General features: G+C 45.1%; 16 protein-coding genes. 10 read left to right on the top strand and 6 right to left on the bottom strand.

Going from position 1 to position 26,612, the window contains the following annotated elements:
- Position 1: 1 nt before the first annotated feature.
- Both putA and OCV56_RS22085 read right to left on the bottom strand, forming a co-directional pair.
- Complete coding sequence (gene putA, locus OCV56_RS22090) at positions 2–3,139, bottom strand: bifunctional proline dehydrogenase/L-glutamate gamma-semialdehyde dehydrogenase PutA (protein ID WP_086714668.1); 3,138 nt, start codon at positions 3,137–3,139, stop codon at positions 2–4.
- A 182-nt stretch (positions 3,140–3,321) separates the two neighbouring features.
- Positions 3,322–4,146 carry an AraC family transcriptional regulator gene (locus OCV56_RS22085; protein WP_086714667.1) on the bottom strand — a complete coding sequence of 275 codons (825 nt, stop codon included), beginning with the start codon at positions 4,144–4,146 and terminating at the stop codon, positions 3,322–3,324.
- 482 nt (positions 4,147–4,628) lie between these two features.
- Here OCV56_RS22085 and OCV56_RS22080 point away from each other — a divergent pair, with 482 nt between their 5' ends.
- From OCV56_RS22080 to OCV56_RS22070, 3 genes are all read left to right on the top strand, one after another.
- Complete coding sequence (locus tag OCV56_RS22080; RefSeq protein WP_086714666.1) at positions 4,629–5,732, top strand: PEGA domain-containing protein; 1,104 nt, start codon at positions 4,629–4,631, stop codon at positions 5,730–5,732.
- Positions 5,733–5,913: 181 nt separating this feature from the next.
- Positions 5,914–7,743, top strand: a complete 1,830-nt coding sequence (locus OCV56_RS22075; protein ID WP_086714665.1) for an SUMF1/EgtB/PvdO family nonheme iron enzyme — start codon at positions 5,914–5,916, stop codon at positions 7,741–7,743.
- Between the two features lie 375 nt (positions 7,744–8,118).
- Positions 8,119–8,901: a helix-turn-helix transcriptional regulator gene (locus OCV56_RS22070; protein ID WP_086714664.1), complete on the top strand. Its 783-nt coding sequence runs from the start codon at positions 8,119–8,121 to the stop codon at positions 8,899–8,901.
- 129 nt (positions 8,902–9,030) lie between these two features.
- On the opposite strand, the gene pdxH is transcribed toward OCV56_RS22070, so the two are convergent.
- Positions 9,031–9,666 carry a pyridoxamine 5'-phosphate oxidase gene (gene pdxH, locus OCV56_RS22065; RefSeq protein WP_017061203.1) on the bottom strand — a complete coding sequence of 212 codons (636 nt, stop codon included), beginning with the start codon at positions 9,664–9,666 and terminating at the stop codon, positions 9,031–9,033.
- Between the two features lie 167 nt (positions 9,667–9,833).
- Here pdxH and OCV56_RS22060 point away from each other — a divergent pair, with 167 nt between their 5' ends.
- From OCV56_RS22060 to OCV56_RS22030, 7 genes are all read left to right on the top strand, one after another.
- Positions 9,834–11,744 carry a sensor histidine kinase gene (locus OCV56_RS22060; protein ID WP_086714663.1) on the top strand — a complete coding sequence of 637 codons (1,911 nt, stop codon included), beginning with the start codon at positions 9,834–9,836 and terminating at the stop codon, positions 11,742–11,744.
- A gap of 84 nt (positions 11,745–11,828) precedes the next feature.
- Positions 11,829–13,124 (top strand): sigma-54-dependent transcriptional regulator, encoded by a 1,296-nt coding sequence (locus OCV56_RS22055; protein ID WP_086714662.1) that lies wholly within the window; start codon positions 11,829–11,831, stop codon positions 13,122–13,124.
- A gap of 114 nt (positions 13,125–13,238) precedes the next feature.
- Positions 13,239–14,630, top strand: coding sequence for an HlyD family type I secretion periplasmic adaptor subunit (locus tag OCV56_RS22050; protein WP_086714661.1), 1,392 nt, complete (start codon positions 13,239–13,241; stop codon positions 14,628–14,630).
- Between the two features lie 59 nt (positions 14,631–14,689).
- On the top strand, positions 14,690–15,358 hold the full coding sequence (locus tag OCV56_RS22045) for a transglutaminase-like cysteine peptidase (RefSeq protein ID WP_086714660.1): 669 nt from the start codon (positions 14,690–14,692) through the stop codon (positions 15,356–15,358).
- Between the two features lie 5 nt (positions 15,359–15,363).
- Positions 15,364–17,274, top strand: coding sequence for a bifunctional diguanylate cyclase/phosphodiesterase (locus OCV56_RS22040; RefSeq protein WP_086714659.1), 1,911 nt, complete (start codon positions 15,364–15,366; stop codon positions 17,272–17,274).
- Positions 17,275–17,293: 19 nt separating this feature from the next.
- Positions 17,294–19,408 (top strand): type I secretion system permease/ATPase, encoded by a 2,115-nt coding sequence (locus OCV56_RS22035; RefSeq protein WP_086714658.1) that lies wholly within the window; start codon positions 17,294–17,296, stop codon positions 19,406–19,408.
- A gap of 166 nt (positions 19,409–19,574) precedes the next feature.
- On the top strand, positions 19,575–21,323 hold the full coding sequence (locus OCV56_RS22030; protein ID WP_086714657.1) for an SgrR family transcriptional regulator: 1,749 nt from the start codon (positions 19,575–19,577) through the stop codon (positions 21,321–21,323).
- Positions 21,324–21,376: 53 nt separating this feature from the next.
- On the opposite strand, the gene OCV56_RS22025 is transcribed toward OCV56_RS22030, so the two are convergent.
- The 3 genes from OCV56_RS22025 to OCV56_RS22015 all read right to left on the bottom strand — a co-directional run bounded on the left by OCV56_RS22025 (position 21,377) and on the right by OCV56_RS22015 (position 26,608).
- Positions 21,377–23,047, bottom strand: coding sequence for a FapA family protein (locus OCV56_RS22025; RefSeq protein ID WP_086714656.1), 1,671 nt, complete (start codon positions 23,045–23,047; stop codon positions 21,377–21,379).
- Between the two features lie 390 nt (positions 23,048–23,437).
- Positions 23,438–25,540 (bottom strand): GNAT family N-acetyltransferase, encoded by a 2,103-nt coding sequence (locus OCV56_RS22020; RefSeq protein ID WP_086714655.1) that lies wholly within the window; start codon positions 25,538–25,540, stop codon positions 23,438–23,440.
- Positions 25,541–25,633: 93 nt separating this feature from the next.
- Positions 25,634–26,608: a ParB/RepB/Spo0J family partition protein gene (locus tag OCV56_RS22015; protein WP_086714654.1), complete on the bottom strand. Its 975-nt coding sequence runs from the start codon at positions 26,606–26,608 to the stop codon at positions 25,634–25,636.
- Between the last annotated feature and the right edge of the window lie 4 nt (positions 26,609–26,612).

Genomic DNA, 26,612 nt, shown 5'->3' with positions numbered 1-26,612 from the left:
CTTATGCCTTGTCTTGTGATTGAGAAAAATGAACATCAGTAAAGCGATATAGGTAGTGAGGACCGCCCGCTTTAGGGCCTGTACCCGACAAACCTTGACCACCAAATGGTTGTACACCAACAACAGCGCCCACTTGGTCACGGTTGATGTAGCAGTTACCCACACGAACGTGTTTTTCGATCCAACGGTAAGTTGTTTCGTTACGGCTGTGGATACCCATGGTTAAACCAAAACCAGTTTGGTTAATTTGATCAACCACTTGCGCCAGTTCACTCGCTTTGAAGCGAACAATGTGCAGCACAGGGCCAAACTGTTCTTCTTTCAAGCAACTGATGTCATCAATTTCAAACGCACTTGGTGGGACAAAGTCACCATGTTCACAATCCGTACCTAGAGAAAGTTGAGCCACCTTCTTCTGGGTATTGGTCATGTTTTCTAAGTGAGCCAACAACTTCTGTTTCGCGTTTTGGTCGATAACAGGGCCAACATCGGTTTTATGAAGATGTGGAATGCCAACACTCAATTCGTCCATTGCACCATGAATCAATGCAATCACACGGTCTGCGATGTCTTCTTGGATGTAAAGCACACGCAGTGCAGAACAACGTTGACCTGCTGAAGCGAATGCAGAACGAATAACATCACGAACCACCTGTTCTGGCAGTGCGGTACTGTCGACGATCATTGCATTCTGACCACCGGTTTCCGCGATAAACGGAACAGGCTTAGCGTTACGACTCGCCAATGACACGTTGATACGTTGTGCTGTTGGTGTTGAACCCGTAAAGGCAACACCAGCAATTGCATCATGGCTGGTTAGTGCACTGCCGATCTCAGCGCCACGACCCGGTAGTAACTGAATCGTGCCAGCAGGGAAGCCTGCTTCATTCATCAGTTCAACCGCACGAGCTGCAATCAAGCTTGTTTGCTCTGCAGGTTTCGCCACAACCGTGTTACCTGCGACTAGTGCCGCTGTAATTTGGCCAAGGAAGATAGCGAGAGGGAAGTTCCAAGGGCTGATACAAACGAACACACCACGACCTTGTCGTGAAGCGATTCGAGTTTGACCGTCAAAACCTTTTAGTTCGAAACCTTGTAGGTTGTCCGCTTGTTTTGCGTAGTAACGACAGAAGTCGACTGCTTCACGTACTTCATCAATGCTATCGTGAATTGTCTTACCCGCTTCTTGATGACAAATCGCCACCAGCTCAGCTAGGTTGTCTTCCATTAGGTCAGCCAGCTTCTCAAGTGCAGCCGCTTTGGTTTCTACCGAAGTTGCGTTCCAATCAGCGAATGCCGCGTCTGCGCCAGTGATCGCTGCGGAAACATGATCAAGGTTAGCGAAAGCCACCTGACCCACGTTAATTCGACGATCGTAAGGTGCCGTCACTTGCTCAATATTCTGATCAGCCTTGATCATGCTTTCGGCAAGAGATTCACCGTTGATCACAGGGCCAGCAGTCCATTGATTGTTTAAGAAGCCTTTTACTTGCTCTTCAAACTGATGCGCTTCGCTTTCGATATCAATGTTCACACCGTAAGAGTTTTTACGCTCAGGGAATACTGCCGGTGGTAATGGAATCTTGGTGTTATGTAATGTATCGAATGCCAGAAGCATATCGACAGGGTGTTGAGTCAGCTCTGCCACTGGGCAACGTGCATCAACTAGACGGTGTACAAACGAGCTGTTTGCGCCATTTTCTAACAAGCGACGTACTAGGTATGGCAGTAGATCTTTATGGCTGCCAACAGGTGCGTAAATACGTACCGACTGTTGGTAAGCTTCCATTGCATGGTTATAAAGAGAATCACCCATGCCGTGTAAGCGTTGGAATTCAAAGTCTTTATGGTCAGTCATCACTGCAATAGCAGAAACGGTGTGAGCATTATGGCTCGCAAACTGCGGGAAGATATTGCCACGAACACTTGGGCTCAATAGGTAGCGTGCACAAGCAAGGTAAGCCACATCAGTCGCTTCTTTACGTGTGTAAACTGGGTAATCAGTAAAGCCCGCTTGTTGCGACCATTTGATCTCGCTGTCCCAGTACGCGCCTTTCACCAAGCGAAGCGGGATTAAATCACCCTGCTCTTTTGCTAGACGGTTTAGCCATACTAGAACCGGTAATGCACGCTTTGAGTAAGCCTGAATAACCAGACCAAACTTACCCCAACCTTTCACAAGGTCAGTGCGGTACAGTTTTTCGAATAATTTAAGAGATAACTCAAGGCGATCCGCTTCTTCAGCATCAATCGTAATCGCAACATCAAGCTCGACAGCACGGCGCAATAGCTGCTCTAGCGTGCCACAAAGTTCAGTCAGTACGCGGTCTTCGTTCGCCACTTCATAACGAGGGTGAAGCGCAGAAAGCTTAATCGATACCGATGGAGCTGGGCTCGATTTTGAAGAGACATACGTGTCTCGACCTACGGCTTCAATCGCCATTAGGTAATCTTTAAAGTACTTGTTTGCGTCAGCTGTGGTTAATGCTGCTTCACCGAGCATGTCGTATGAGTAGGTAAAGCCTTTGTCACGCATAGACTTACCGTTCTTTTGCGCTTCAGCAATACTGCGGCCAAGAACGAATTGGTGACCCATCACCTTCATGGCTTGGTGCATCGCTTTACGAATCACCGGCTCAGAAAGCTTGTTCACTAAGCGGTTCACGGCTTGACCGGCACTCTGCTCTTTAGATGAAAGCCCAACCACCTTACCTGTGAGCATTAAGCCCCAAGTGGATGCGTTAACAAACACTGAGTCAGAATTCTTTAGATGAGATTTCCAATCCGCAACACTTAACTTGTCGCGAATCAGTGCATCAGCGGTTGCTGAATCAGGAATACGCATCAAGGCTTCCGCCAGACACATCAGCAAGATGCCCTCTTGAGTATCTAAGCTGTATTCAAGCAACAGCGCATCGATCATCTGGATAGAAGTTTTATCCGCACGGATAGCTTCGATCAAAGAAGTCGTTTTGTCTGTGATTTGCTGCTTTTCAGACTCAGAAGGGGTAGCTAGTGGCAGAAGTTGCTCTAGCCATTGGGTTTCATCCACCATATATAATGGTGAGATAAGCGACCATAGATCAGCAAGCGACTGCTCATTGAATTCTGGCTTTAACACATCAGTAGCTGTAAACATGCGTTTTCCTTAATCTCACACCCGGAATTAGCCCGGGGATCTCTACAATGGCTGCAGTGTATTTAGAGTATATAAGGATTACTTGTCAAAAACTCCGAGTTTTTTGCTAAAAACTCGCTTTATTAACAAAACAAACACAACGTCACATATGAAACTTTAAAATAATATGCCGTTTTGTTTCACTATTTAACAGAAATTTTCTTTTTGTATTGAGATGGAGACATACCTTGAAGGCGTGAAAAGGTGTGAGTAAAGGAGGATTGACCGGAGAAACCAGCAAGCTCTGCGACCTGACCAAGGCTAAGATTACCTTGTTCAATTAAGCGGCGAGAGCGATCGATACGCTTACCAAGAACATACTGGTGAGGTGTAATACCCATTTGTTCTTTGAACAGCATATGAAACTGGCTTTCCCCCAAGAACACACTGCCAGCAAGCTGCGCGACCGAGATCTTATTCGCGAGGTGTTGCTCGATGTAGCGATCCAATGCTTCAAGATCAAAACGCGAGTCTTTAATCGAGGTTTCAAATGCCGAGATGTGTCTTTGCATTAACGCGATCACCGTGTCATTACAGGCACGGCTTAGCAATAGATCATCAGGGCTGGCCTGCATCTCTTGCACCAACATATGGATAAGCTTTTGAATTTGCGCATCTAATTGGAAGTAGACGCTCGATGATTCTAACTGGTTAATCTTCTCTAGCATTAGAGGGTCATCATCAGTTGGCACAGGCATGTTGAGCACTAGGATATCCGACTGACCGACCACACCACCGAAAGCATGATCAGAGCTCGCCGTTACCACACAACCTTGACCCGGCCCGATAAGATTACCTTTACCACAAACTTCAAATTCCGCCTGACCTTTCAAACCAATCACTACCTGCGAATAGTGGTGATCGTGACAATCCATATGCGAAGGCAAAGTAATGATCTCCGCAGGTCGAGGGCCAGTAAGGCCTAGCGGGGACAAGTCTAGGTTTGGAAAGGGTAAAGGTTTTGGCATGACAGCAAAGTACTCAGATCGACATAGTAAGAATAATACTCTGAAATCTGCATAAGATGAATTTGTAAATGATCATGAGAGTCATTTCCTGCCCCCAAAGGAAAGATCATCACGGCGATCATCTTGATCATGCCTCCGGAAAGATGATCAAGAGTGTATAAACTACGGGCATTGTAAAACCAATCGTTCCGGCGAGTTTAGGGACTTCACAAGCAATCACACAAACACGAAAAACCATGTCGTCAATAAATGCTTCATCGCCCCAACATAATGAATAAATTTTCTTATATAGCTCAAATAATTGGCTATAAACCTGTAAAAAGTGTATCCGAAGTACCGAAACTTGGCTTTTGAGTAGATTGGATAGCAATAAAACGGTATAAAGACGGGTACTGTGTTAATTGCTAATAACTAGTGACTCACAACTAGGAAGTAGACACTTTATTAACGAGCCAATTTCAATCTACAAGTTGCAGGGACCTATGACTAACTTTCGAATTTCAGCGCTTTTACTCGCGCTATCCCCACTTTGGGTATCTGCATCGGTATCCGCTGAAGAACTGAATCAAGTCGATCCCGTTTCAGCCATCGATGCAAAGCTAACAGAGAAAAACTCAGATATTGAGCGTATTTCAGCAACCAAAGTATCGGCGACTGAAAACCTAAAACAACTTCAAAATAAGAACAGCAAGTTGTTACGCGAAGGTGAAGAACTTAAGGCAAAACGTAACAGAGCTAAGTCTGTACTCGATAAACAGTACAGTCGTTTACTTGAAGATCCAGAAACGGATTTGGTCTCTTTCCAAAAAAGTTACCAAGACGCTTGGGCTGCAGTTAAAGAGAATCAATCGTCTCAGCTAGATAACGAACAAGCGATAAACGAGAGCGAAATTCACCTTTCTCAAATCAAACAAAAGCAAGCTCGTCTTAATAATGAGCTAGCAAACTTGAGAGAGTCAAAAGTTGAAGCTCGCGTAAAACGTATCGCAACAGAACTGCGTGAAAGTGCGGTTCTAGAAACCAGCTACACCACCACATGTTCATCAACAATGACACTAGGTGAGTGTACTGCTCAGGGTAAATACCTGACCAATCAAAAAGCCGTACAAACGTTCAAGAGCCAATTACTTGAGCAGCTCACAGAAAGCACACTAGCGAAGCAAAACTTACAAGGTGTTCAGCTGAATATCCATGTTCAAGACAGCCAAGCGATCAAGAGTGGTTTCTCTGGCAACAACTCTTACTTCATGCAGATGCAAGCTCAGCTTCAAGCAAAACCGGAAGCTGTCGCAGCATGTAACCTATTGAATGTTTCAACTCGCTACTGTTTAACGGGCAGTGACGCAGCGGTCGTTAAGAAGAGTGATAAACAGTGGGCTAACGTGACGGTGCGTTCTGATCAGTACAATGACTCAGTAACTATCAACGGCATTAAGTATGGCAGCACACCTCTTGAGGTTGCACTACCAAGTGGTCGTCACCAAGTAACCATTTCAAAACCAGGTTACGAGTCTTACAACCGCACAGTTACCATCAACGGCAGCGACACAATTTGGGTTAAGCTTCTTCCTAGTAAGCAAAGCTAAGTCGGGTATTGAATCTGATATAAACAGCTAAGCCCGTTGAGATTGAAATAGCCGTGCCTGTTTCACAAAGCTGAATGAATACTCGCCATTTTGTTGATAGTTATAAAAAGTAGCTGCAGACGAAATGGCGTTTTCGTTTAGAATATTCGATTAACCTAAATTACGATTGAAGTAGCCCATCATGCGCCAAGGTCTTCCTACTCTACTATTTGCACTTGCTCCCTGCCTAATGACTCCTGCTGTTTTCGCTGAGGCAACACCACCAGCGATCGCGCCTTCTGTCACCGATATTGAAAGCTCACTATTCGAAAAGCATGCCGACTTAATGGCTGTTGAGAAGAAACTGGCTGACAAACAAAATGAAGTCGACAATCAGGCGCAGCAAACGGCACGTCTAGCTGAATTATCGGCTCAGGCAGATCAAACACTCGCAAAAGCAAAAGCCAGTCTAGAGCAAGATTACACACGCATGATTGATGAGCCCGATTTCGATATCTCACCCGCTCAAAATCGCTTCCAAGACGCCTGGCAAACCGTGAAAGAAGGCAAGCTTGCGATTTCAGATTCAGAACAGAAGCAGCAAGGCTTGGTTATCGAACTTGAGGCTATTCAGACCGAGAAAGAGATGGCAGAAGCTTCAATCGCAAACCTAAACCAAGACAAGCTAAGAGCAAGAGCCGAGCGACTAAGAAACGAGATCACTCAGACGGAAGAACAAACCGTTAGCTTCACCAACCGTTGCAGCAACGACATGACACTGGCGCAGTGCTCTGACCAAACGGTGACCTTGGCACTTCAAAAAGCGGTAAAACAATTCCAACACAGCCTTGTAGACAACGCGACTGAATCGAAAACAGTAAAAGAGCACTTGGCGTCTGCTTCACTGAACATTCACGTTCTGCAGCACAAGGTGAAATCCTCAGGTTTTTCTGAGGATAATCGTTACCGAGCGGTGATTGCGGCGAATCTAGAAACTCGACCAAATAAAAACACACCTTGTCGCCTGCTGGGTATTCAGTCATCAAACTGTTTCACGCAAAGCGAGCAACAAGCCAACGACCAGCAAAAAGAAGTCGCTTGGGTTAACTTGGTGGTTCGTTCCAATCAATACAACGACAATGTTTCCATCAACGGCGTAAACTATGGCAGCACACCGGTTGAAGTGATGTTACCGACGGGCCAACACATGGTCACGATCGAAAAAGAAGGCTACCTTTCTTTCCATCAAGAGCTGAAAATAGCCCGCGATCACAACCTACGAGCCGTATTACAAGCCAAGCAAAACTCACTGAATGTCGGTACTAAATTTGCCGATCCGATGGGGAACGACATTCAGAGCCCTGAAATGATTGTTGTCGGATCAGGTCGCTACCTACTGGGTGAAAACAACGCACAACAAGTGACGATCAAACAACCATTTGCATTAGCAGCAACACCAACACGTGTTCAAGACTTTAAAGCATTTGTTAAAAGCACAGGCTACCAGACAGACGCAGAGCTGATGAACACCTGCGATACGTTCGTCAATGCAGAAATCACAACGGTTTCAGACAATGACTGGCAGAACCCAGGCTTTAAGCAAGCTGATAACTCACCGGTAGTTTGTGTTAGCCAAAACGATGCGAAGGCTTATACTCGTTGGTTATCTAAAAACACAGGCTTCACTTACCGTTTACCAACACCACAAGAGTGGGAAGCCGCAGCAAGAGCAGGCCAAGACACCAACTTCTGGTGGGGCAATGAATTCCGTTCAGGCAAGGCCAACACAGGCTGGGCTGGTACACCTTGGTCAAACGTTAGTACATCCCCAGTTAAGTCATTCCAGCCAACGCCAACAGGCTTCTACGACATGGTAGGTAACGTCTGGGAATGGACAACCATTCAGAAAGGCCTAGCTAAAGGTGGCGCGTGGAGCTTCTCTCCAGAAGAAGCGAAAGTGTATAACGAACTGTACGTACCGCCTTCAACGGCAGCAAACTATCTAGGATTCCGAGTAGTACGAGAGCTATAGGCTCCCAATCACTCGCTCAGAATCTAAAATATTTACTCTAGGTTCTCAATTATTACATTGAGCAGCGTTTATAGGGGATTTCCCCCCTTATGCATAAGCACTCCTAGGAGTAGATTCGTCGATAGAGTAGTAAGTCACTCTGGGTATCAAATTGATGCCTCAGTTTAATTTACCTGACCCTCGTAAATTAGACTGAAAATCTTCTACATGTCGACAAGGCATATCTTGTCTTTAGCCAGCCCCTCTTCAGGCTGGCTTTTTTTTGCTTGTTTAACACCCTCTATGCCCATAGATTCCCCGCGATTAATACAGTTAATCAGCAGTTCGCTCAACGGTCATTCACCCTGGTTTTTTCGTGAAAAATTCAAACTCTAATTGCCATTGCAGCGCTATAAGAAACTGATATCATTGATATACCTCTTCTTACGAGATAAAACCTTGCCAGAATCACTAAACCCCATACATCGTTCTTTATTCGAACAACTTCCAGGCTGCTGGGGCTGCAAAGATACTGATTCGGTCTTCGTGTACGCCAACCTTGCTTACAACCAATTAATTGGCTTAAAACCCAATGAGACTTGTACTGGCTTGACCGACTTCGACATGCCCAGTCAAACTACGGAGTGCGCACAAGACTTCAGAGCTCAAGACAAGCATGTGATGGATACACGCAGTACCCTTAAGATCCTCGATATTCACCCCTATCCAGACGGACGCTGGCACGCCCATATCTTTACCAAAACCCCTTGGCTTGATGAGAACGACAACGTACAAGGCACAATCTTCTATGGGCAAGAACTAACAGATACGGCGATTCTAGAGGTGGGTCACTGGGTATGTCAGGCGACTTGTGCCAAAGACAACCAAGCATCGATTGCGGGCTCAACTCCTCGCGTATCAAAATTGCAAAAGAAGCTAACATCACGCGAGTCAGAGGTACTTTTTTTACTGCTCTTCGGTAAGAAACCTCAATACATTGCATTGACGTTGAACATTTCAATCAAGACAGTCGAAGGTCATGTCGCTAGATTGAAACAGAAATTCGATGCGCGCAGTAAAAGCCAATTGATTGAGTATGCGTTGGACTCGGGATTGGGCTCAGTGATCCCAGAAACTCTGCTCACTAAACAGATCTCAGTTGTTCTACATAGCGACTGATTGACGGTTCTGCACGCTCGTGCCTATATAAAAGTACAGACAAAAAAATACCGTTGATGTGAATAAACACAAAATCAACGGTATCTTCTTAATTTTACTGTCTTTAATACTTAGTCTAGCAGACTCAAACTATGGCGCTAGGCGGTCAATGTCCCAGCTGTTGTCTTGGCGTGAGAACAAGAAACGGTCATGCAAGCGGTGTTCTCCCCCCTGCCAGAACTCAATACTATCCACACGAACTCGGAAGCCGCCCCAGAAAGAAGGTACTGGAATCTCTCCTTTCGCAAACTTCTGTTTAAGCTCTAAATACTTGCCTTCTAAAATGCCACGAGCTGAGATACGGCTACTTTGTTTACTTGCGATAGCCGCCAACTGGCTCTCTTTTGGACGTGACGAGAAGTACTTCATGTTTTCCATAGCTGTCAGCTTTTCAGCCGTGCCCGTAATATGAACTTGTCGCTCAAGAGGGTGCCAAGGGAAGTGCAAACTAATTTTACTATTGTGCTCAAGCTGGTGCGCCTTACGGCTACCTAAGTTGGTGTAAAAAACGAAACCGTCTTTATCAACATTCTTCAGCAGAACAATTCTTTGGAAGGGCTGACCATTTTCATCAACCGTAGCAACTGTCATGGCAGTAGGGTCCGTCAACTTAGCTTCAATGGCTTGCTCTAGCCATAGATTGAATTGCTCAATCGGGTCTGCGGCCAAGTCTTTACGTCTCAATCCACCCTTAGCGTATTCGCGACGAATATCTGTCAGTTCCATTTAGTTGCTCCTTTCAATTTTTTTGTGATTTTGCGCTGTAATCCTTTGAAACACAAGTCTCAACCAAGGTTTTGTCTCACAGAAGGTGCTCTGTGTTAACAAGATCTCGGTACTCTATCCATCATATTGATAATCTTTATACAAACCGATTACAAGCTGAGAACCGAGTGACTAAAAGACTGCCTAACCTAATGACACCCTTCGTTTTATTCTCATTGCTATTGGGAGTAGCTGGGCTGACTGCAACCCATTTTATGGCAGTACAATTCCAAGAAAAAATCGTCACTCAGCAACTCAATGAAGCGGCCAATAAAGCCAATCTACAAATTGATTCTGAACTGGATAAATTCAAACAGATCCCGGACTTACTCAGTCATGACCCACGTCTGCTCTCTTATTTTGACTCATCACCAAAAGCAGACAACATTTCCGTTGCGCAGCTCAATCAATTGCTATTTGAATGGTCGAATCAAAGCCAGGCGGACACCATCTACATTCATGATCCAAGTGGAACTGTGGTCGCTTCCAGTAATTACCAAAAGCCTCGCACCTTTGTGGGTGAGAACTTCTCGTTTCGCCCTTACTTTGCTTCAGCCATTCAAGGCAACAACACACAGTATGTCGCGCTAGGCGCTCGCTCGAATGTACGCGGTTATTTTCTATCTTCGCCTCTGTATATAGACGAAGAAATCGTCGGGGTTATCACGGTAAAAGTGAGCTTAGAAAACCTAGAAAACATCCTGACCAGCGATGATTTTGAGATCGTGGTACTCGACTCTAACCAAGTGGTCTTTCTATCGAGCCAAGCACCGTGGCTTTACCATTCATTGTTGCCCTTAACTCAGCAACAACAAACGGATATCGCACTTCAACGCCAATACGGTCAAAGCGAAATTTCGATCATCGAAGCCTTTCGTTCTTTCAAATCTAAACAAGAAACTAGCAGCGTCGAGCAGCCCAACGAAATTCAACCTAATAAAGCACAAAAAGAACTCACAGCTAACCAATTATTTAAACTCGGGACCTTCAACCTCTACCCAGCAACTGTCAGCAACAACCAGTACCAAGTTGTAGCACTAAAAGACAGCAGAGTTGAGCTTGTTAAAGTCTTGCAGATCGATGTCATCTTCGTCGTAATTTACATATTGGTGGTGTTAATTGCTTGGTCGTGGCGCCAGACTTATCTCGCGAAAGTGGCGTTGACTCGCCTCAACCAAAACCTAGAGCAAACCGTTGATAAACGCACTCACTACTTGAAGCAATCCAATCAACAGCTTCAACAAACCATTTTTCAATACCAAGAGTCACAGTTGAAGCTAAAACAGACAGAACAAGAGCTGACGCAAACCGCAAAATTAGCGGTACTCGGTGAGCTGTCAGCCAGTATTAACCACGAAATCAACCAACCGCTTGCAGCTCTCCGAACCTACAGTGAGAACAGCCTAAAACTGCTTGAAATGGAACGAACCGATTTGGTGAAAAGCAATCTTGAGAAAATGATAGGCCTAAACAACACCATTACCGACATCATCGCGCGACTTAAAGTCTTTACTCGCAAGGTCACCAAGCAGGAGCACCATGTGGCGAACCTGCACCAAGCGATCAACAACGCGACCAGTATTCTCAGTGCGCTGATGATCAAGCAAGGCATTACACTAAGACTAAGTACGGTGCCAGATAACATCAATATTGCAATTCACCCAACCGAACTCGAACAAGTGCTGGTGAATCTGATTCACAATGCCACTCAGGCACTTCAACAACAAACTATGGCTCAAAATGCTTTAGGTCACCAAGCCTTAGCCCAACAAACGAGCCCTCAAATTGGGGTGGAATGGCAACTGCATGATGACATTTGTCAGCTGATCATTTGGGATAACGGAATTGGCATGCAGGATGACAAACTAGAACAGTTATTCGACCCGTTTTTTACTACCAAACCAGAAGGCTTAGGACTGGGGCTTTCAATATCGAAACGGATTATTGAAGCGTATCACGGCACGATCAGCGCGAACCAGTTAGAGCCCTCAGGCATGGTATTCTCGCTAAATATCCCGTTATATAACGATAAGAGCTAACGCGCCGCTATTATCGCGATTAGAAAACGAATTTTACATGACCGCTAATCTCACATACTGCTAAGGACTCAACTTTTGCACTCTATGCCTAAACTCTATTTCGTCGACGATGAACCCGCCATCCGAGACTCCGTAGAACAAGCCATGCTAATTGAAGGCATCGATATCGTGTGCTTTCCCAATGCTATTGAGGCACTAAAGAAGATAAATACCGCGCAAGCCGGAATTGTCATCACCGATATTCACATGCCGGTTATGGATGGCATTCAATTAACGCAAAAGTTACTCAACCAAAACCCTCATTTTCAGGTCATCGTACTTACCGGACATGGTGACGTGCAAACAGCGGTATCCGCAATGAAAGCCGGCGCTTACGATTTTCTGGAAAAGCCATTTGTGGTCGATGCCCTACTCACTGCCGTTAAAAAAGCGGCGGATAAACTCGCACTGGTTGAAGAGAACAACCTATTGCGTAAAGAGTTGGCTATGCAAAATCAGGTTGGGCCAAAACTGATTGGTCAATCGCCATCGATGCAAAAATTACGCAGAGAATTGATCACTCTAGATACCAAAACCAACCCACTTCTATTATTTGTTGGTGATTTAGGGACGGGGAAAAGGGTCACAGCACAATACACCCATGATTTACACAGCCATCAAACTGCGGAGCTTTGCCCTGTCGCAGCGTTTAATTTGCCACGCAGTGACGAAGCGACATTTCATCAGTTTATTTTGCAACTGTTCTTAAAACATCAGGGTGGAACACTCTATATCCATGAAACAGAAGCATTAACTCAAGAGCAATGGCTGTGGTTAGCGAACCTAAAACCGACTTTACTTCGTGAAAACTCATGCAAGACAAATGCAACTTGTATCATTATCGCAACTACAGTAGTTCCTACTACAATTACAGGTGAACTGCGCCGATTTAATTTACTACCCTTGGCGCAAAGAACGGAAGATATTGGCTCTTTGTTCAAACACTTTGCTCGCGGTGCAGCAAGTCGCTATCAGCTACCGCCGCCCGTCATCACGGAAAAAGAGATTCAACGACTCATTGCAACGCATTGGACTGAGAACATTCGCCAGCTTCGCCAACATGCCGAACTCAGAGTGTTGACCCAAGTGAAGCAACCGTCACTCGACAGTGATAACAATGAGCAAAACGACGAAAGCCAACTTGATGTAAGCATTGAAGAGCAACAACAGTCTTTAAACCAACGCACCGATAGCTTTGAGCAGATTATCTTGATAGAAGCACTACACCGCCATCAAGGGCGCTTAAAAGAAGTACAACAAGAGCTGCAGGTGTCGCGAAAAACACTGTATGACAAACTAAGAAAGCACCAACTCGATAAAACGGATTTCAAGAATCGATAAGTATTAAGAAATATATATAAATTCAAAGATTTAAAGGAACAAAATCTTAACATTTATCAGAAGTAAGAATACACTCAATAGGCTTGCACTTTTATTTAGCGAACAAGGACTGTTATGAGTCAGAAAAATTTCAGCAAATTGAACGAGACCGAGCTCGAGTATGTCGATGATAAAACAGCGGCACTGCTCCTCAATACGCCTACCAGTGCGCGTATTATGTTGTGGGTGATCGTTCTGTTTTTTATTGCTGCTATTGGGTGGTCTGCTTGGGCAGAAATCGACAAGGTTACCGTTGGCCAAGGCAAAGTGATCCCTTCCTCTCAGATCCAAGTGGTCCAAAACCTAGAAGGTGGCTTGGTTAAAGAGATCTTAGTTAAAGAAGGTCAGCGCGTTCAAAAAGGCCAACAACTACTGTTAATCGATGACACACGATTCCGTTCTGACTTCCGCGAACGTGAACAACAAGTAGCGAACTTAACCGCCAGCGTATTGATGTTGTCCGCTTCATTGACTAGTGTCGTCATTAACGAAGAGTTCTCGGTAGAAGAGTGGAAAAAGAGTGTGCTGCTTGATTACGGTAAACTCGCTTTCCCACCAAAATTCTATGAACTTCAACCTAAACTGGTTAGTCGCCAAAAAGCCGAATATCGTCAAGATCTGAATAACCTAAAAAACCAGCTTTCCGTTTTTGATCAACAAGTTGAACAAAAGCAACAAGACCTTATTGAAATTAAGGCTCGTGTTCGTAACCTAAAACAGAGTTACCAATTTGCTCGCCAAGAGCTGGATATCACCAAACCTCTCGCCGATGAAGGGGTGGTACCAAGAATCGAATTACTTAAGCTACAAAGACAAGTCAACGACACTCGCCGAGAAATGACCTCGAGCGAACTCAAAATCCCTCTCCTACGCTCAGCAATCAAAGAATCTATGCTCAGCCGTATTGATGCCGCACTGAACTTCCGTTCAGAACAACAAGAAAAGCTCAATCAAGCACAAGATAAGCTCTCTGCAATGACCGAATCGGCGGTTGGCCTTGAAGACCGAGTAAACCGTACTGTGGTGGTTTCTCCGGTAACTGGCACCGTAAAAACACTTGGTATTAATACTGTCGGTGGTGTTATCCAACCGGGTATGGATATCGTTGAAATTGTACCGACCGAAGACTCTCTATTGGTCGAAGCCAAAATCGCCCCGCAAGATATCGCTTTCCTACGCCCAGAATTGACTGCGATCGTTAAATTCAGTGCCTATGACTTCACTAAATACGGTGGCCTAGAAGGCGTGTTAGAGCACATCAGTGCCGATACCACTCAAGATGAAGAGGGCAACAGCTTCTACATCGTGCGTGTACGCACCGAAAAGCACAATTTTGGACAAAACGAAGAACTACCGATCATTCCGGGTATGACCGCCTCTGTCGATATCATCACGGGTAAAAGAACCGTGCTTGAGTACATGTTGAAGCCACTGTTAAGCGCTCAAAACAATGCACTAAAAGAGTAAGGACGTTTGATGTTTGATAGCGCCTTTCAATACACAGCAAATAGACAAGAGCAGAGACTATGAAGTCTCGGATTTCGCTGTTGTTGCTGATCCTCACCTCTTTTACCTCTGTGGCGCTCAACAAGAGCGACCAACGGTGGATAGATGCGGTGACCAAAACCTACGGCGATAGAGCCGGAAAGCGAGTTGCGACGTGGCGTTCAAATATGACGTCATACGATGGATTAAGTGAAAACGAGAAACTCAGGTCGGTGAACCAGTTCTTCAACCAAATGTATTTTGTCGATGACAACATACTTTGGGGAAAGAATGACTACTGGGCGACACCACTAGAGTTTTTAGGCAGCAACGCGGGTGATTGTGAAGACTTTACTATCGCAAAATACTTCTCTTTGCTTGAGCTTGGCGTCCCAGATAAGAAATTACGATTAGTGTACGTAAAAGCACTTGAGCTAAACCAGTTCCACATGGTGTTGGCCTACTACTCCACACCGAGTGCAGAACCATTAATTTTGGACAACTTAAACCCTGAAATTAAACGCGGCTCCAAACGCCCGGATCTACGACCAATTTACAGTTTCAACGGTAAGAACCTTTGGCTGATCAAGTCGGCAGCCGGCAGCGGTAAGTTAGCAGGGAAATCTTCAAGATTGAGCTTATGGAACGACTTACGTTCCCGTGAGCGCTCTCTAAAATTAAACAAACCCATTATCAATTACGATGAGTAGGTACAATGACTTTATATAAACAGCTTGTGGTCGGGATGGTTGCGGTGTTCATACTGCTGATGACGTCAGTTTTTATGATCGAATTCAATACTACCCGTGGATACTTAGAGGAGCAGCAACGCTCTGAGGTAAGTAATACCATTAATACTGTTGGACTGGCTCTCGCCCCTTATCTAGAAGAAAAGGACAAGGTGGCAGTAGAGTCTGTTATCAACGCCCTGTTTGATGGCAGTTCTTACTCCGTCGTTCGATTGATATTTCTCGACAGCGGTGAAGACATTCTCCGCTCATACCCTGTAAAGCCAACCGGTGTACCAGAGTGGTTTACCAACCTAAACCTGTTCGAGCCTGTTCATGACCGCCGTGTGATCACCAGTGGCTGGATGCAATTGGCAGAAGTCGAGATCGTAAGTCACCCTGGCCCTGCCTACGATCAACTTTGGCATGCATTCATTCGCTTACTGAGTATCTTTGGCACGATCTTCTTGCTAGGTTTGGTGTCTATCTCTTGGATCCTTAAGCGCGCATTGCGCCCTCTTTCTTTGATCATTACAAAGATGGATCAGATCGCCAAGAATCAGTTTGGCGAACCACTGGCTCGTCCGAAGACAAAAGATCTAACTTTAGTTGTCGATGGTATCAACCACATGTCGACTCAAGTTGAACTGGCATTTAAGAACCAAGCGAAAGAAGCTCAAAAATTACGTGAAAGAGCGTATATCGACCCAGTATCTCAGCTAGGTAACCGTGCTTACTATATGTCTCAGTTAACTCAGTGGTTAGAAGAGTCCAGCTTAGGTGGTTTAGCGGTGCTTAAAGCCGAGTTTATTAGTGAAGAATACGATGAAAAAGGCTATCAAGAGGGTGATGCCTTGGTTCACCAGCTAGCTGAGCAGCTGCAGGCTTCAATTTCATCACCAGACATCACTATTGCCCGCATTTCTAGTGACGAGTTCGGCTTCATTATGCCAAACATTGATGAGAGCGAACTTAAACTTGTAGCAAGCAGCATCGTAAACTGTATACAAAGCCTAGGTTCAGACCCAACAGGCACTGCAAATCCACATATTGCTCTTGGTGTGACCTACAGCAACAAGCGCAAGACCAGTACTGAAATCATGTCGCTGGTGGATAACGCTCTTTCAAGTGCTAAGGCAAACCGAGAGCTTTCTTACGGCTACGTAACTGCAGACGATCACGGCGCTGTTATGGGCAAACAACAATGGCGCATGTTGGTCGAAGAAGCGATCATCAACGACCTCATTACCTTCCGTCTTCAAGCTGCAAACAATGCCTTTGGCAAAACCTATCACCAAGAGGTGTTCTCTGCGATTGAAAAAGATGGCGTACGTTACGGTGCCAACCAGTACTTATACGCACTAGAACAGCTTGAAATGAGCCACATTCTCGACCAATACGTTATCGAGAAGATGATTGAAAAGCTGAATGCAAAAGAAGTAACGAGCCCTGTTGCTATCAACATCTCACCAAGCAGTATTTCTCAACCAAGCTTCATTCGCTGGATTGGAAAAACACTTGAACAAAACGCTTCAATCGCTCACCTATTGCACTTTGAGATTCCTGAAAACTGTTTCATCAACGTTCCGCACTACACGGCTCTCTTGTGTAACACCATTCGCAATGCTGAAGCGGTGTTTGGTGTCGACAACTACGGACGTAACTTCCAATCACTGGATTACATCAACGAATACCGTCCAAGCTATGTGAAGCTAGACTACCTATTCACACATAACCTTGATGATGAAAAACAAAAGTTCACCTTAACGTCGATCTCTAGAACCGCTCACAACCTAGGCATAACGACCATCGCGTCTCGAATAGAAACTCAGACTCAGCTAGATATCCTGTCTGATAACTACGTAGAAGTGTTCCAAGGCTTCATTGTTGATAAATAGTTGTAAGGGTTAATATCACATGCAAGATCCACTATTGAACTCACTGATCTACGTTAGCCGATATTACGGCTTAGCTAACTCGCCCGAGGCGTTGATCAATGGGCTACCACTATCAGATGGAAAGCTAAGCCCTTTCTTATTCCCTCGTTCTGCGGAGCGAGCGGGATTAGTGGCGAAAGAAAACCGTTCCGACTTAGAAAAGATCCCCCACCTGATTCTGCCTGCAGTTCTACTGCTTAAACAAGGCGAGGCGTGCGTTCTCAACAGTATCGATTTAGAGAAACAAGAAGCGGAAATCATTACCGCAGAAAGCGGAATGGTGCCAATTATCATTCCTGTCGAAGAGCTGAAAGAACAATTCATCGGCCGCTACTTCTTGGTAAAGAAACAGTTCCGTTATGATGAACGTTCACCAGAAGTTCTAAAAACACGCAAAGGTCACTGGTTTTGGAGCACTATTTGGGAATCTAAAAACATCTATCGAGACGTATTGATTGCGTCTATTCTGATCAACATTTTCGCCATTGCAGCGCCAATGTTCACACGCTTGGTGTACGACAAAGTCGTGCCAAACCTCGCCTTCGAAACCTTGTGGGTGCTGGCAAGTGGTATCTTTGTCGTGTTCCTATTCGATTTGCTGCTCAAATTGATGCGAAGCTACTTCATTGATGTTGCCGGTAAGAAATCCGATATCCTGATTTCATCCAAACTGTTCAGCAAAGTGCTGGGTATTCGCATGGAAGCCAAGCCTGCTTCTGTCGGTGCTTTCGCTAAAAATTTGCAAGAGTTCGAATCCATTCGAGAGTTCTTTACCTCCGCAACCATTGGCTCGCTAATTGACCTGCCCTTCGCGCTGATGTTTTTGGCGCTCATTTGGTTAATGGCCGGAAACCTTGTGTTTGTTCCCGTAGTTGGCGTCGTTATTCTGATCATCTACGCACTGTTAATTCAAGGGCCATTGCGTCGAACCATTGAAGAAGGTTCGCGTCTTGCTTCGCAGAAATACGCAAACTTAATCGAGAGTTTGGCGGGTCTAGAAACCGTTAAGCTATTCAGTGCGCAAAGCCAATTCCAATTCCGTTGGGAAGAAGCCGTTGCTCACATGGCGAATTGGAATATCAAAAGTCGACGTATTACCGATAGCATCCAAAATACTGCAGGCTTTGTTCAGCAAAGTACCAACGTGGGTATGATCATCTTTGGTGTGTATCTGATTGCGGAAGGTGAACTGACTATGGGTGGCTTAATTGCTGCGACCATGCTGAGCGGCCGAGCGATTGGTCCTCTTGTTCAGCTGTCGCTGCTTTCGACTCGTTACAACCAAGCGAAGTCATCAATGACTCTGATTGAGCAAGTAATGTCGATGCCCGATGAACAGGAAGAAGGTAAACGCTACATCCACCGTCCGATTATTCAAGGGCATATCTCGTTAGATAAGGTAACATTCCACTATCCGGATTCACCGGTCGCTTCTATCAGAGATTTAACCCTACATATTAAACCTGGTGAAAAAGTGGCGATCATAGGACGCATCGGTTCAGGTAAAACCACACTAGAACGTCTGATTATGGGCCTGTACAAGCCCACAGAGGGCCATGTGCGCATTGATGACACCGATATGGAGCAACTGCATCATGTCGACGTACGACGCAATATAGGCTGTGTGCCGCAAGACAGTAACTTGTTCTACGGTTCAGTAAGAGACAACATCACTTTAGGTCGCCCTTTGGTGGATGATCGTGACGTGATGGATGCAGCAAACCGTGCAGGCGTAACCGCGTTTACTCAGCAAGACCCTGCAGGCTTAGAGCGTCAAGTAGGTGAAGGTGGTGCTTTACTTTCTGGTGGTCAACGTCAGTCGATTGCCATTGCCAGAGCCTTCTTAGGCCGCCCACCAGTGCTGTTGATGGATGAACCAACCAGTGCCATGGATAATCGTTCAGAGATGCACATCAAGCACCAGCTTAACCAGTTGCTTCCGAGCGAGACGTTAATTCTGATTACGCACAAAACATCGATGCTAGATATTGTCGACCGAGTGATCGTAATGGAGAAAGGCTGCATCATTGCCGACGGTCCAAAGGCGCAAGTTCTGTCAGATCTCAAACAAGGTAAAGTAAGAGCGGTTAGCTAACTCAAACAGCCTATATTATGGAAACCCCAAAAGGGGGAGCATAAGCTCCCCCTTTTTTATTCCCTTAAAACGCGACAAAAGAGGAACAAAGTAACCGAACATTTTCTTATTTTCTCGAAGTTAAGTTGAGTAAAATACCAAGCTATCCATTAACAAAGGGCTCTTAGTGTCTAATCTCAACTTGCTTAGGTATTATCAGCGACTCGCACCCATTGGTGTCGGCAGCGAAATGAAAACCACAGTACAGGAAGTGGCTGATTTACTGTGTACTTCTCCTCGACATGCCCGCAACCTTTTATCGCAAATGCAAGAGCTAACGTGGTTAACCTGGCAACCTAAAGCCGGTCGAAACCAACGCTCGGCGCTACTGTTGAACATTGAACTCAACGCACTCAAAGAGAGCCTTGCTCTCGAGCGAATCCAACAAGGTAAGTATGAGAAAGCTTTGGCTATTCTTGATGAAGACGAAGCAGCGTTTGGCCGCTTACTGAAAACCACCTCAGGGGCTTCTGTGCAGGAAGGTCGAGTGAACATTCAACTCACATACAAACGGATGTTCGAGCGCATTGTTCCACACCAATTACACCGTTGCAGCGAGCGCTTCTTCTTGCGCCAGGTGTATTGCTGTTTAGTATCCAGTCATGACAATGGCGTTATCAAACCTGAACTTGCTCACCACTGGCGTTATGATGAAGCTAGCTATCAATGGACGTTCCACCTTCGTCCCGGACTTACATTTCACAACGACGAACCAATCGACGCTGATACAATTGTGAGCCTCTTTACTAAACTCAGTGCCCTTCCCTATTATCAAAAAGAGCTCGCACACGTTACAGATATCTGCGCACCACATCCATTGAAAGTTGTGTTTACATTAAGCAAACCAGATCAAGGATTTGCAGGGCTTGTCTCTGGTGTCAAATACGGTATTCAGCCAGCAAGCCAAGTGAATGTTGCAAACAACAACTCTGTGATTGGGAGTGGCCCATTCTCAGTGGTAGAGCACGATAAAAATAAACTCAAGTTACAAGCGTTCGATGGCTACTATTCGTGTCGCGTTTTGGTCGATTTAGTCACCATTTGGATCGTCAACGATGAGAAAATGGAGAACCCATCGCTATCCAGTAATGCACCGATCCAAGTATCTGAAACGACAAGCGGTATTGAAGTCTCAATACAAGCACCCAATGCTTCTCACGCAAGTCAACACAGTCGAACTGAAGACGGTTGCTTGTTCGCGTTATTCAACCACCATGCAAAGCATCCGCTAACACGCGTTCAGCGCTGTTACATTACGGAATTGATTCAACCGCAGCGATTACTCGAAGTATTCCAGAAAAAGAAGGTTCATTACGGCAGTGTCGTAGCCAACAACTTATTGCCTGTTTGGAACCCCGTTTTACTCCCTTTTGGTGAATTCAGCGCGCTACCAAAAACCATTACCATTGCTGGATACAACTACACGGCACTGCGTCGATGTGCTCGGGCTATTTCTTCAGTACTTGCCGAACACAATTGTGTGGTTGAAATGGTGATGTATTCCTATCGAGAGTTGAGTGAGAAAGCGAACAACGGCACACTCAATGAGACGCTGATCTTAACGAATATCAATTTAGACGATAACCGTCATGCTTCAGCATTTTCTAATTTCTACTGTAACAACGTGCTGTACCACACTTTAGGGGAAACCAATGCGAATTGGCTTGATCAGCAATTGGAAAACCTACGAGCGTGCACCCCGCTTGAAGATTACCTAACGGCGTTAGAGCCGATAGCTTCAACGTTAGTCAGTGAGTACTGGATTGCCCCGATGTTCCATCACACGCAAACACTACGCTTTCAAGGTGTCTTAGAAGATGTAGCACTCACCAACTGGGGATGGCCAGATATTCGTTCCGTTTGGTCTTCTGATTAAAGAGGGGGTGTGATGAGGAACTTTTTGATAGCGGCGCCGTAAACAGGCGCCACTTATAATGAAATGTCTTCTTGTTCCATCTTGAACGAGCATTGAATCTCGTATTGGTTGAATGAGAAAACACTTCCCCCGTGGGTTCGCTTAGTTGTGACAGTTTCATCACCAAATTGAATCGTCACTCGGGTATACACTTTTTCATGTACCTCAACAGTGCATTCAGCAAGATTGGTTTCAAATTCTGCTTCTAGTGTATCTAGCTGGGACTTAGTATTTTCAATCGCTTGATTGTTCTTTTCTCTCTGTTGCTCTATTTCCAAGGCTTGCTCTTCGCTTCTCTCGGCTTTTGGTCGCTTCTTAAATTCGAGTTCTTGGCGAATCACATCCATGGTTTGCTCTTGAGCATGTTTATAGGTTTCTTTCAGCTCGGATATTTTTTGTCGGAAGCCATCGAAGCGCGCAAAACCATGTACCTTGGTTGCGGTGTCTCCCTCTACACCTAAGAAGACACATTCGACCTTTCCACCAACTTTGGCTTCGCCACCACTGAGAGTGCCGTGCTTCTTGAGTGAGTCCATCACAATAAGGTTGTTACCACAGCGAATTTCGTTACTCATGCTGTGCACGCCAAGGCGAATATCGCCCGCCGTCTGTAATTCGGCGTTTTGAGCATAGCTTGCCGTAATAGAACCTTTGCTAAATACCTTACAGCTTTTCGCTTCGCCCTCTTTGGTCGTGTGACCGATAATGCCTTTCGCGACTTTTATATCCCCTTGCGCTTGAACTTCTGCCGATTCGATAAAACCACCAACCGTTACACTTCCGGTCGCCTTGACGATCATTCCCGATTCGATGTTTCCAGAGACAAATACGTTACCTTTAAATTTAACGTGTCCAGTTGAGACATCGACGTTACTAACACACAAGGCGTCATCCACTTCGATGGTTCGATCTTTAATGATGGGTAATCCAGGGTATGAGGCGAGTAGTAAGTTTGGGTCATCAGGGGAAATGTAGGTGCCCTTTCCCGGCTTGATTAAACTGTCTTGTCCTGGGAGTGGTGGGATAATTCGACCTTGGACGGTAAAACCAGCGATACCTTTGGTTGCGGGAGTACGTTTCATTAAGTGGTCATTTTGGCCAACGGTAATGGTTTGCCCTAAGTCTCGCATATCGATCTTGCCTTCGTCTTTACTGCGAGGCTTCAAGACTTGGCGAGTAATGTCTTCAACCAAGGCGGCAAACTTAGCGTCTTTACCTTTTACTGGTTGTGTCCCCTTAGCAACAGGCTGAATAAACTTTTCGCCGGGCTTAAGTTTGCTACTCATCATCAGAACTTTTCTGAGCGCTAACTTATTAATTCCTTTTGTTATATGAGCTTGGGATAAACAATGGATGATGTCGCTGCCGCGCAGTGGACGTCCATTATATGGCCCAGTGACAACAAGACTCGCGAGCATCTCATCATCCGACAATTCGACCGTAACACTGGCATTTCGAACTTCGGCAATCAAGATTCCTTCATAAGCTTCACCTTTACCTTCTTTAGCAAGAGTGATGAAACGCAAAACCTCTTCTTCGAAAATAAAATAGTTTGATGCATTCAAAGCTTCCAAGGTCGGTGGCAGTGTCTTGTTATCAAAGCTTGCGTCGACCACAAACCCAGTTGGCAGACATGCCATCACTTGCTGCTTGTCTTCCGACAGTGTAACGATGTTATCCCACATTCGAATTGAGTATCCCTAATGACTCAGTTGTTATTCAGTCTATATAATTCGTTCTGCGCTTAGAATCACATTATTGGAATAATCAGCGTCACATCACTTACTTTTGATCCTGCAAACATGACTCATAAATAAGACTTAACTATTTTATGATCCGCTTCACCTTTACAAATATAAAGGTGAACTGTTTCAGCATTTCCCACGCGAGTGAACGTTGATTCTATGTGATATCAAAATGACAGTAACGAATAAGTTTAGAAGATTAGGGGCTGTGTTTAAGCTAGCGAAGGAAAAATTGGACTTCGATATGGAGTTTCAGTTTACAGTGTAAATCGAATATTCCAATTTACACTGTAAACTGAAACTCCAAAAACGGGTGGGAAACCAAACTACCTATTTACAGTGTAAATTTGATAATAGGAAATCGACATCTTGTCGGAACTGAACCTCAGCTTGTTTTCGACCAACGAGATTAAACTGTTCGACACAGGCAACCCACTCTTTCTGCTGGACCACCTTTGCGATAAGTAAGTCAGAAATACTGGCTTCTCGAGCATTACTGTGCAAAATCAAATTCAATACACTGAAGCTAATCGCATCATAACTGTTGCCGCCATTCACATAACTTCTGACTAACTGAATTTCAAACTCGCTAACGGCTTGTAGACTGTTTGGCAGCAGTACGCGCACCATATCGGTTTCAAGGGAAGCCAAAGAACCAGAAACAAGAAAACAGAAACTATGCTCGAAATGATTTTGAATTTGTTTCAGCCAGCTTTGAGAGGATGAGTTAAGCGCCTTAACCATAAGAACCGAGTGACAGCCACTCGCCTGATCTCGCTGGTGGCCGATATGCACAGCTTCGAATTCACTACCATTCCAAAAAGAAATCAATTCGCTGGTCGCGCCAAAGCTTGTCGCCAAATAATCTGCTTGCTCTGTTTGTACAGCTTCCTCAGACAACCGCTCTAACATCCAACGGCCAATACCCAAACCTTGACGGCGTATCGAGACAGCAATGCGCATCACTCGTAGACAACGGCTAGTTGCCGCTTCAACAGAACCGAGCTGGTTAGCTAAAAGGACAGGAGCTAGGTGACCTTGTGGACGACGTTTTCCAACTTGAACTTGTGCAATCAGCTCTTTATCTAAACCGCCCTCCTCTGTCACCAACATACAACCAAGACATTCGTCTTGCTGCCAAGCGGCAAACAAATGAATAGCCGAGTTATTAAGGAACTGCATTAAGTCATTTGGAGACGTCTGATAATGAGCATCGACTAAAAGAGAAAAACATTGTTGGAGTTTTTGAGGATTAACCAAACAGTCTGCTTTTGACAACTCAACCAAGCTAAGTAGGTTGAGTGCACCATCAGGAAGTTCTTCCAACTCATCAACCGCTGATGCGCTCGGAGACACATCATCACCAAGAAGGAAACAATCAAACAGCCAGCACTCGAGTGGGTCGTTGTTATTCCAACGGATAGGTTGTTCAAGCTTGTAGCCCTTCCATCCAGGGCGATGTTCAGAAAGCCAAGCTTCAAATTTGATTCCAAATCCTCGTCCACTGCCTTCATAACCATGAACTGTGGTTGAAAAAACCATGCGGTGATAGCTACCAGCCATAGATTTAAGCATTGGGATTGGAATGGCAGCGGCTTCATCAACCAACAACAGATCACAATCAGGCTTAGATTTAAGTAATTCATCTGGCGCGACAAATCTTAAACTTCCACCTTGAGAACCAATGTAAGTCGCGTTAATTACTTCACACGTATCGAGTCGCTGTAACGCATGACTAAACACGGGCTCAATTGCTTTGACAGAGGGAGCGGTAACTATAATATTTAAGCCCTGTCGCTCAGCCAAAAGCTGCGCTGCTGCAATACCCAAAGTTGAGCTTTTACCTCGGCCTCTGTCTGCAGTTAAAATCAGTGGGCGTTTTCGATGTCCCGTGACGACTTTCTTAACTAACTCAACCGCTGTTTTTTGCTGTTCAAATCGGTCAGTCGAGCTGTCGTGATTAAGTTTTTGAGGAAGCGAATTAACCGCTTCAACCACACTCACCTGTTCGTCACTTTGCGAAATAGAAAGCAGTTTATCAAAATGTAGCTTTAACCAACGTTGACCAAAGCTCTCGCTATTTTTAGAGTCATCAACTTTTGGCAGCAACACCAACAACAGCCCGCCACCGACTAACGACCCCAGCGCAGCACTAAAACTGTTTGCATCAAACTGTTCTCTAAAATCACAAACAAGAAGTTGGCATTCACGACCAAGAAGTTGTTGGCCCTTTTTTACAGGCGCGTAAATCGCCCCTTCAAACGAAGTACCGCCAATCTGGAAAACGGTTTGAGAATCTGCATCTTGAAGGAAAGTTGTAACAGCGGAGTTTTGCCAATCGAAATCGCCATCAAAGACAACACCATAACGGTGGTCGTTATGCTGAGCGATATTAGAAAGTGTGTGTAGAAAAGTGTTGGTTGGGTTTGTCATAGTTAGTGTCCAGATTCGTCTAAACACAGTTTATCACAGCCAAATAAAAAGCCGCATAAAGCGGCTTTAGAGTAGTAATGAAAAACTGTCGACTTAGTCGAGCTTCGATTGAACGAAGGCTAGAATTTCTTCCATCGTCGCATCATCAACTTTCTTAAGATTCAACGCTAAATTTGAACCTTTGCGGCTGTATGAAGCGCGGCCTTTAATTAGCTCAACTTTTGGAGACGCTTTCTTCGCTGGTGCAGGTGCCAGTTCAAGAATCCAACCTTCTAAGGTTTCGGTAACGTCTTTGGTCAAGCGAGTTACGCCTTGAGCTTCACTACGCTGCCATACAAAACCTTCTGAAGCATCACACTTAGTCAGTAGTGTTTGTTGCTGTTCGCTCGTTAGGCCACCAAATTGTTTGTGTAGTTTAACAATCGTTGGACGACCAAGGTCACTCACATTTGGGTAAGCTTGTAGTAATTCAAGTGGCAAAGCCGCCGCTTTTAATGCGCCACTCACCAAAGCTTCACTGCACTGGAACATTTTCGCGAGTGCTTTTTGATCTTCAGCTTCGCCTTTATCCAGCTTCGCTTGCATCTCTTTGCCCTTCTCATACAGAGAAAGTGGTTTGTGAGCGTTTGCAACATCAGATAAGAACTTAGCGTGTTCGCCGTTAATGTTTTCGGCAACGTAGATAAGGAACTCTTTGTCGGCCAAAATACATGACATGCGACGACGGCTACCATCGAGAACTTCAATCTTGCCGTCTTTGTTCTTACGACCAACCGCTGGGTATTGCTGGCCGCGTTCTTTTAACGTAGTCAGTACGTCTGAAAGCGCGTGTTCATTTAAGAAAGATTGCTCACGTGCATTCTCTTCAAAAACAACCGTTCGAGTCGCCACTTCAGAAGCAGGAATTCGAACCAATTCAAATGAAACCAATTCTTCGCCCGCAACTGAAAGTTCAATCACTTGAGCCTGTTCTTTAGCAGCAGTTTGCGCCTCTTGAGGCGTTGCTACACGACGTTTGTTTGCTTTACCAAATAGCTTTGCATTTAAGTCAGATGTTTTAATTGCCATTGTT

Origin of the sequence: Vibrio gigantis, from assembly GCF_024347515.1 — a bacterium.
GTDB classification, from domain to species: Bacteria; Pseudomonadota; Gammaproteobacteria; order Enterobacterales; family Vibrionaceae; genus Vibrio; species Vibrio gigantis.
The sequence above is the reverse complement of the archived record's forward strand: the minus strand, read 5'-3'. Positions and strand labels throughout refer to the sequence as shown.

What these genes read in the sequence shown, in the direction of transcription:
- putA (WP_086714668.1), bottom strand. Translation starts at nt 3,139, where the DNA reads ATGTTTACAGCTACTGATGTGTTAAAGCCAGAATTCAATGAGCAGTCG.
- OCV56_RS22085 (WP_086714667.1), bottom strand. Translation starts at nt 4,146, where the DNA reads ATGCCAAAACCTTTACCCTTTCCAAACCTAGACTTGTCCCCGCTAGGC.
- OCV56_RS22080 (WP_086714666.1), top strand. Translation starts at nt 4,629, where the DNA reads ATGACTAACTTTCGAATTTCAGCGCTTTTACTCGCGCTATCCCCACTT.
- OCV56_RS22075 (WP_086714665.1), top strand. Translation starts at nt 5,914, where the DNA reads ATGCGCCAAGGTCTTCCTACTCTACTATTTGCACTTGCTCCCTGCCTA.
- pdxH (WP_017061203.1), bottom strand. Translation starts at nt 9,666, where the DNA reads ATGGAACTGACAGATATTCGTCGCGAATACGCTAAGGGTGGATTGAGA.
- OCV56_RS22055 (WP_086714662.1), top strand. Translation starts at nt 11,829, where the DNA reads ATGCCTAAACTCTATTTCGTCGACGATGAACCCGCCATCCGAGACTCC.
- OCV56_RS22050 (WP_086714661.1), top strand. Translation starts at nt 13,239, where the DNA reads ATGAGTCAGAAAAATTTCAGCAAATTGAACGAGACCGAGCTCGAGTAT.
- OCV56_RS22045 (WP_086714660.1), top strand. Translation starts at nt 14,690, where the DNA reads ATGAAGTCTCGGATTTCGCTGTTGTTGCTGATCCTCACCTCTTTTACC.
- OCV56_RS22040 (WP_086714659.1), top strand. Translation starts at nt 15,364, where the DNA reads ATGACTTTATATAAACAGCTTGTGGTCGGGATGGTTGCGGTGTTCATA.
- OCV56_RS22035 (WP_086714658.1), top strand. Translation starts at nt 17,294, where the DNA reads ATGCAAGATCCACTATTGAACTCACTGATCTACGTTAGCCGATATTAC.
- OCV56_RS22025 (WP_086714656.1), bottom strand. Translation starts at nt 23,047, where the DNA reads ATGTGGGATAACATCGTTACACTGTCGGAAGACAAGCAGCAAGTGATG.
- OCV56_RS22020 (WP_086714655.1), bottom strand. Translation starts at nt 25,540, where the DNA reads ATGACAAACCCAACCAACACTTTTCTACACACACTTTCTAATATCGCT.
- OCV56_RS22015 (WP_086714654.1), bottom strand. Translation starts at nt 26,608, where the DNA reads ATGGCAATTAAAACATCTGACTTAAATGCAAAGCTATTTGGTAAAGCA.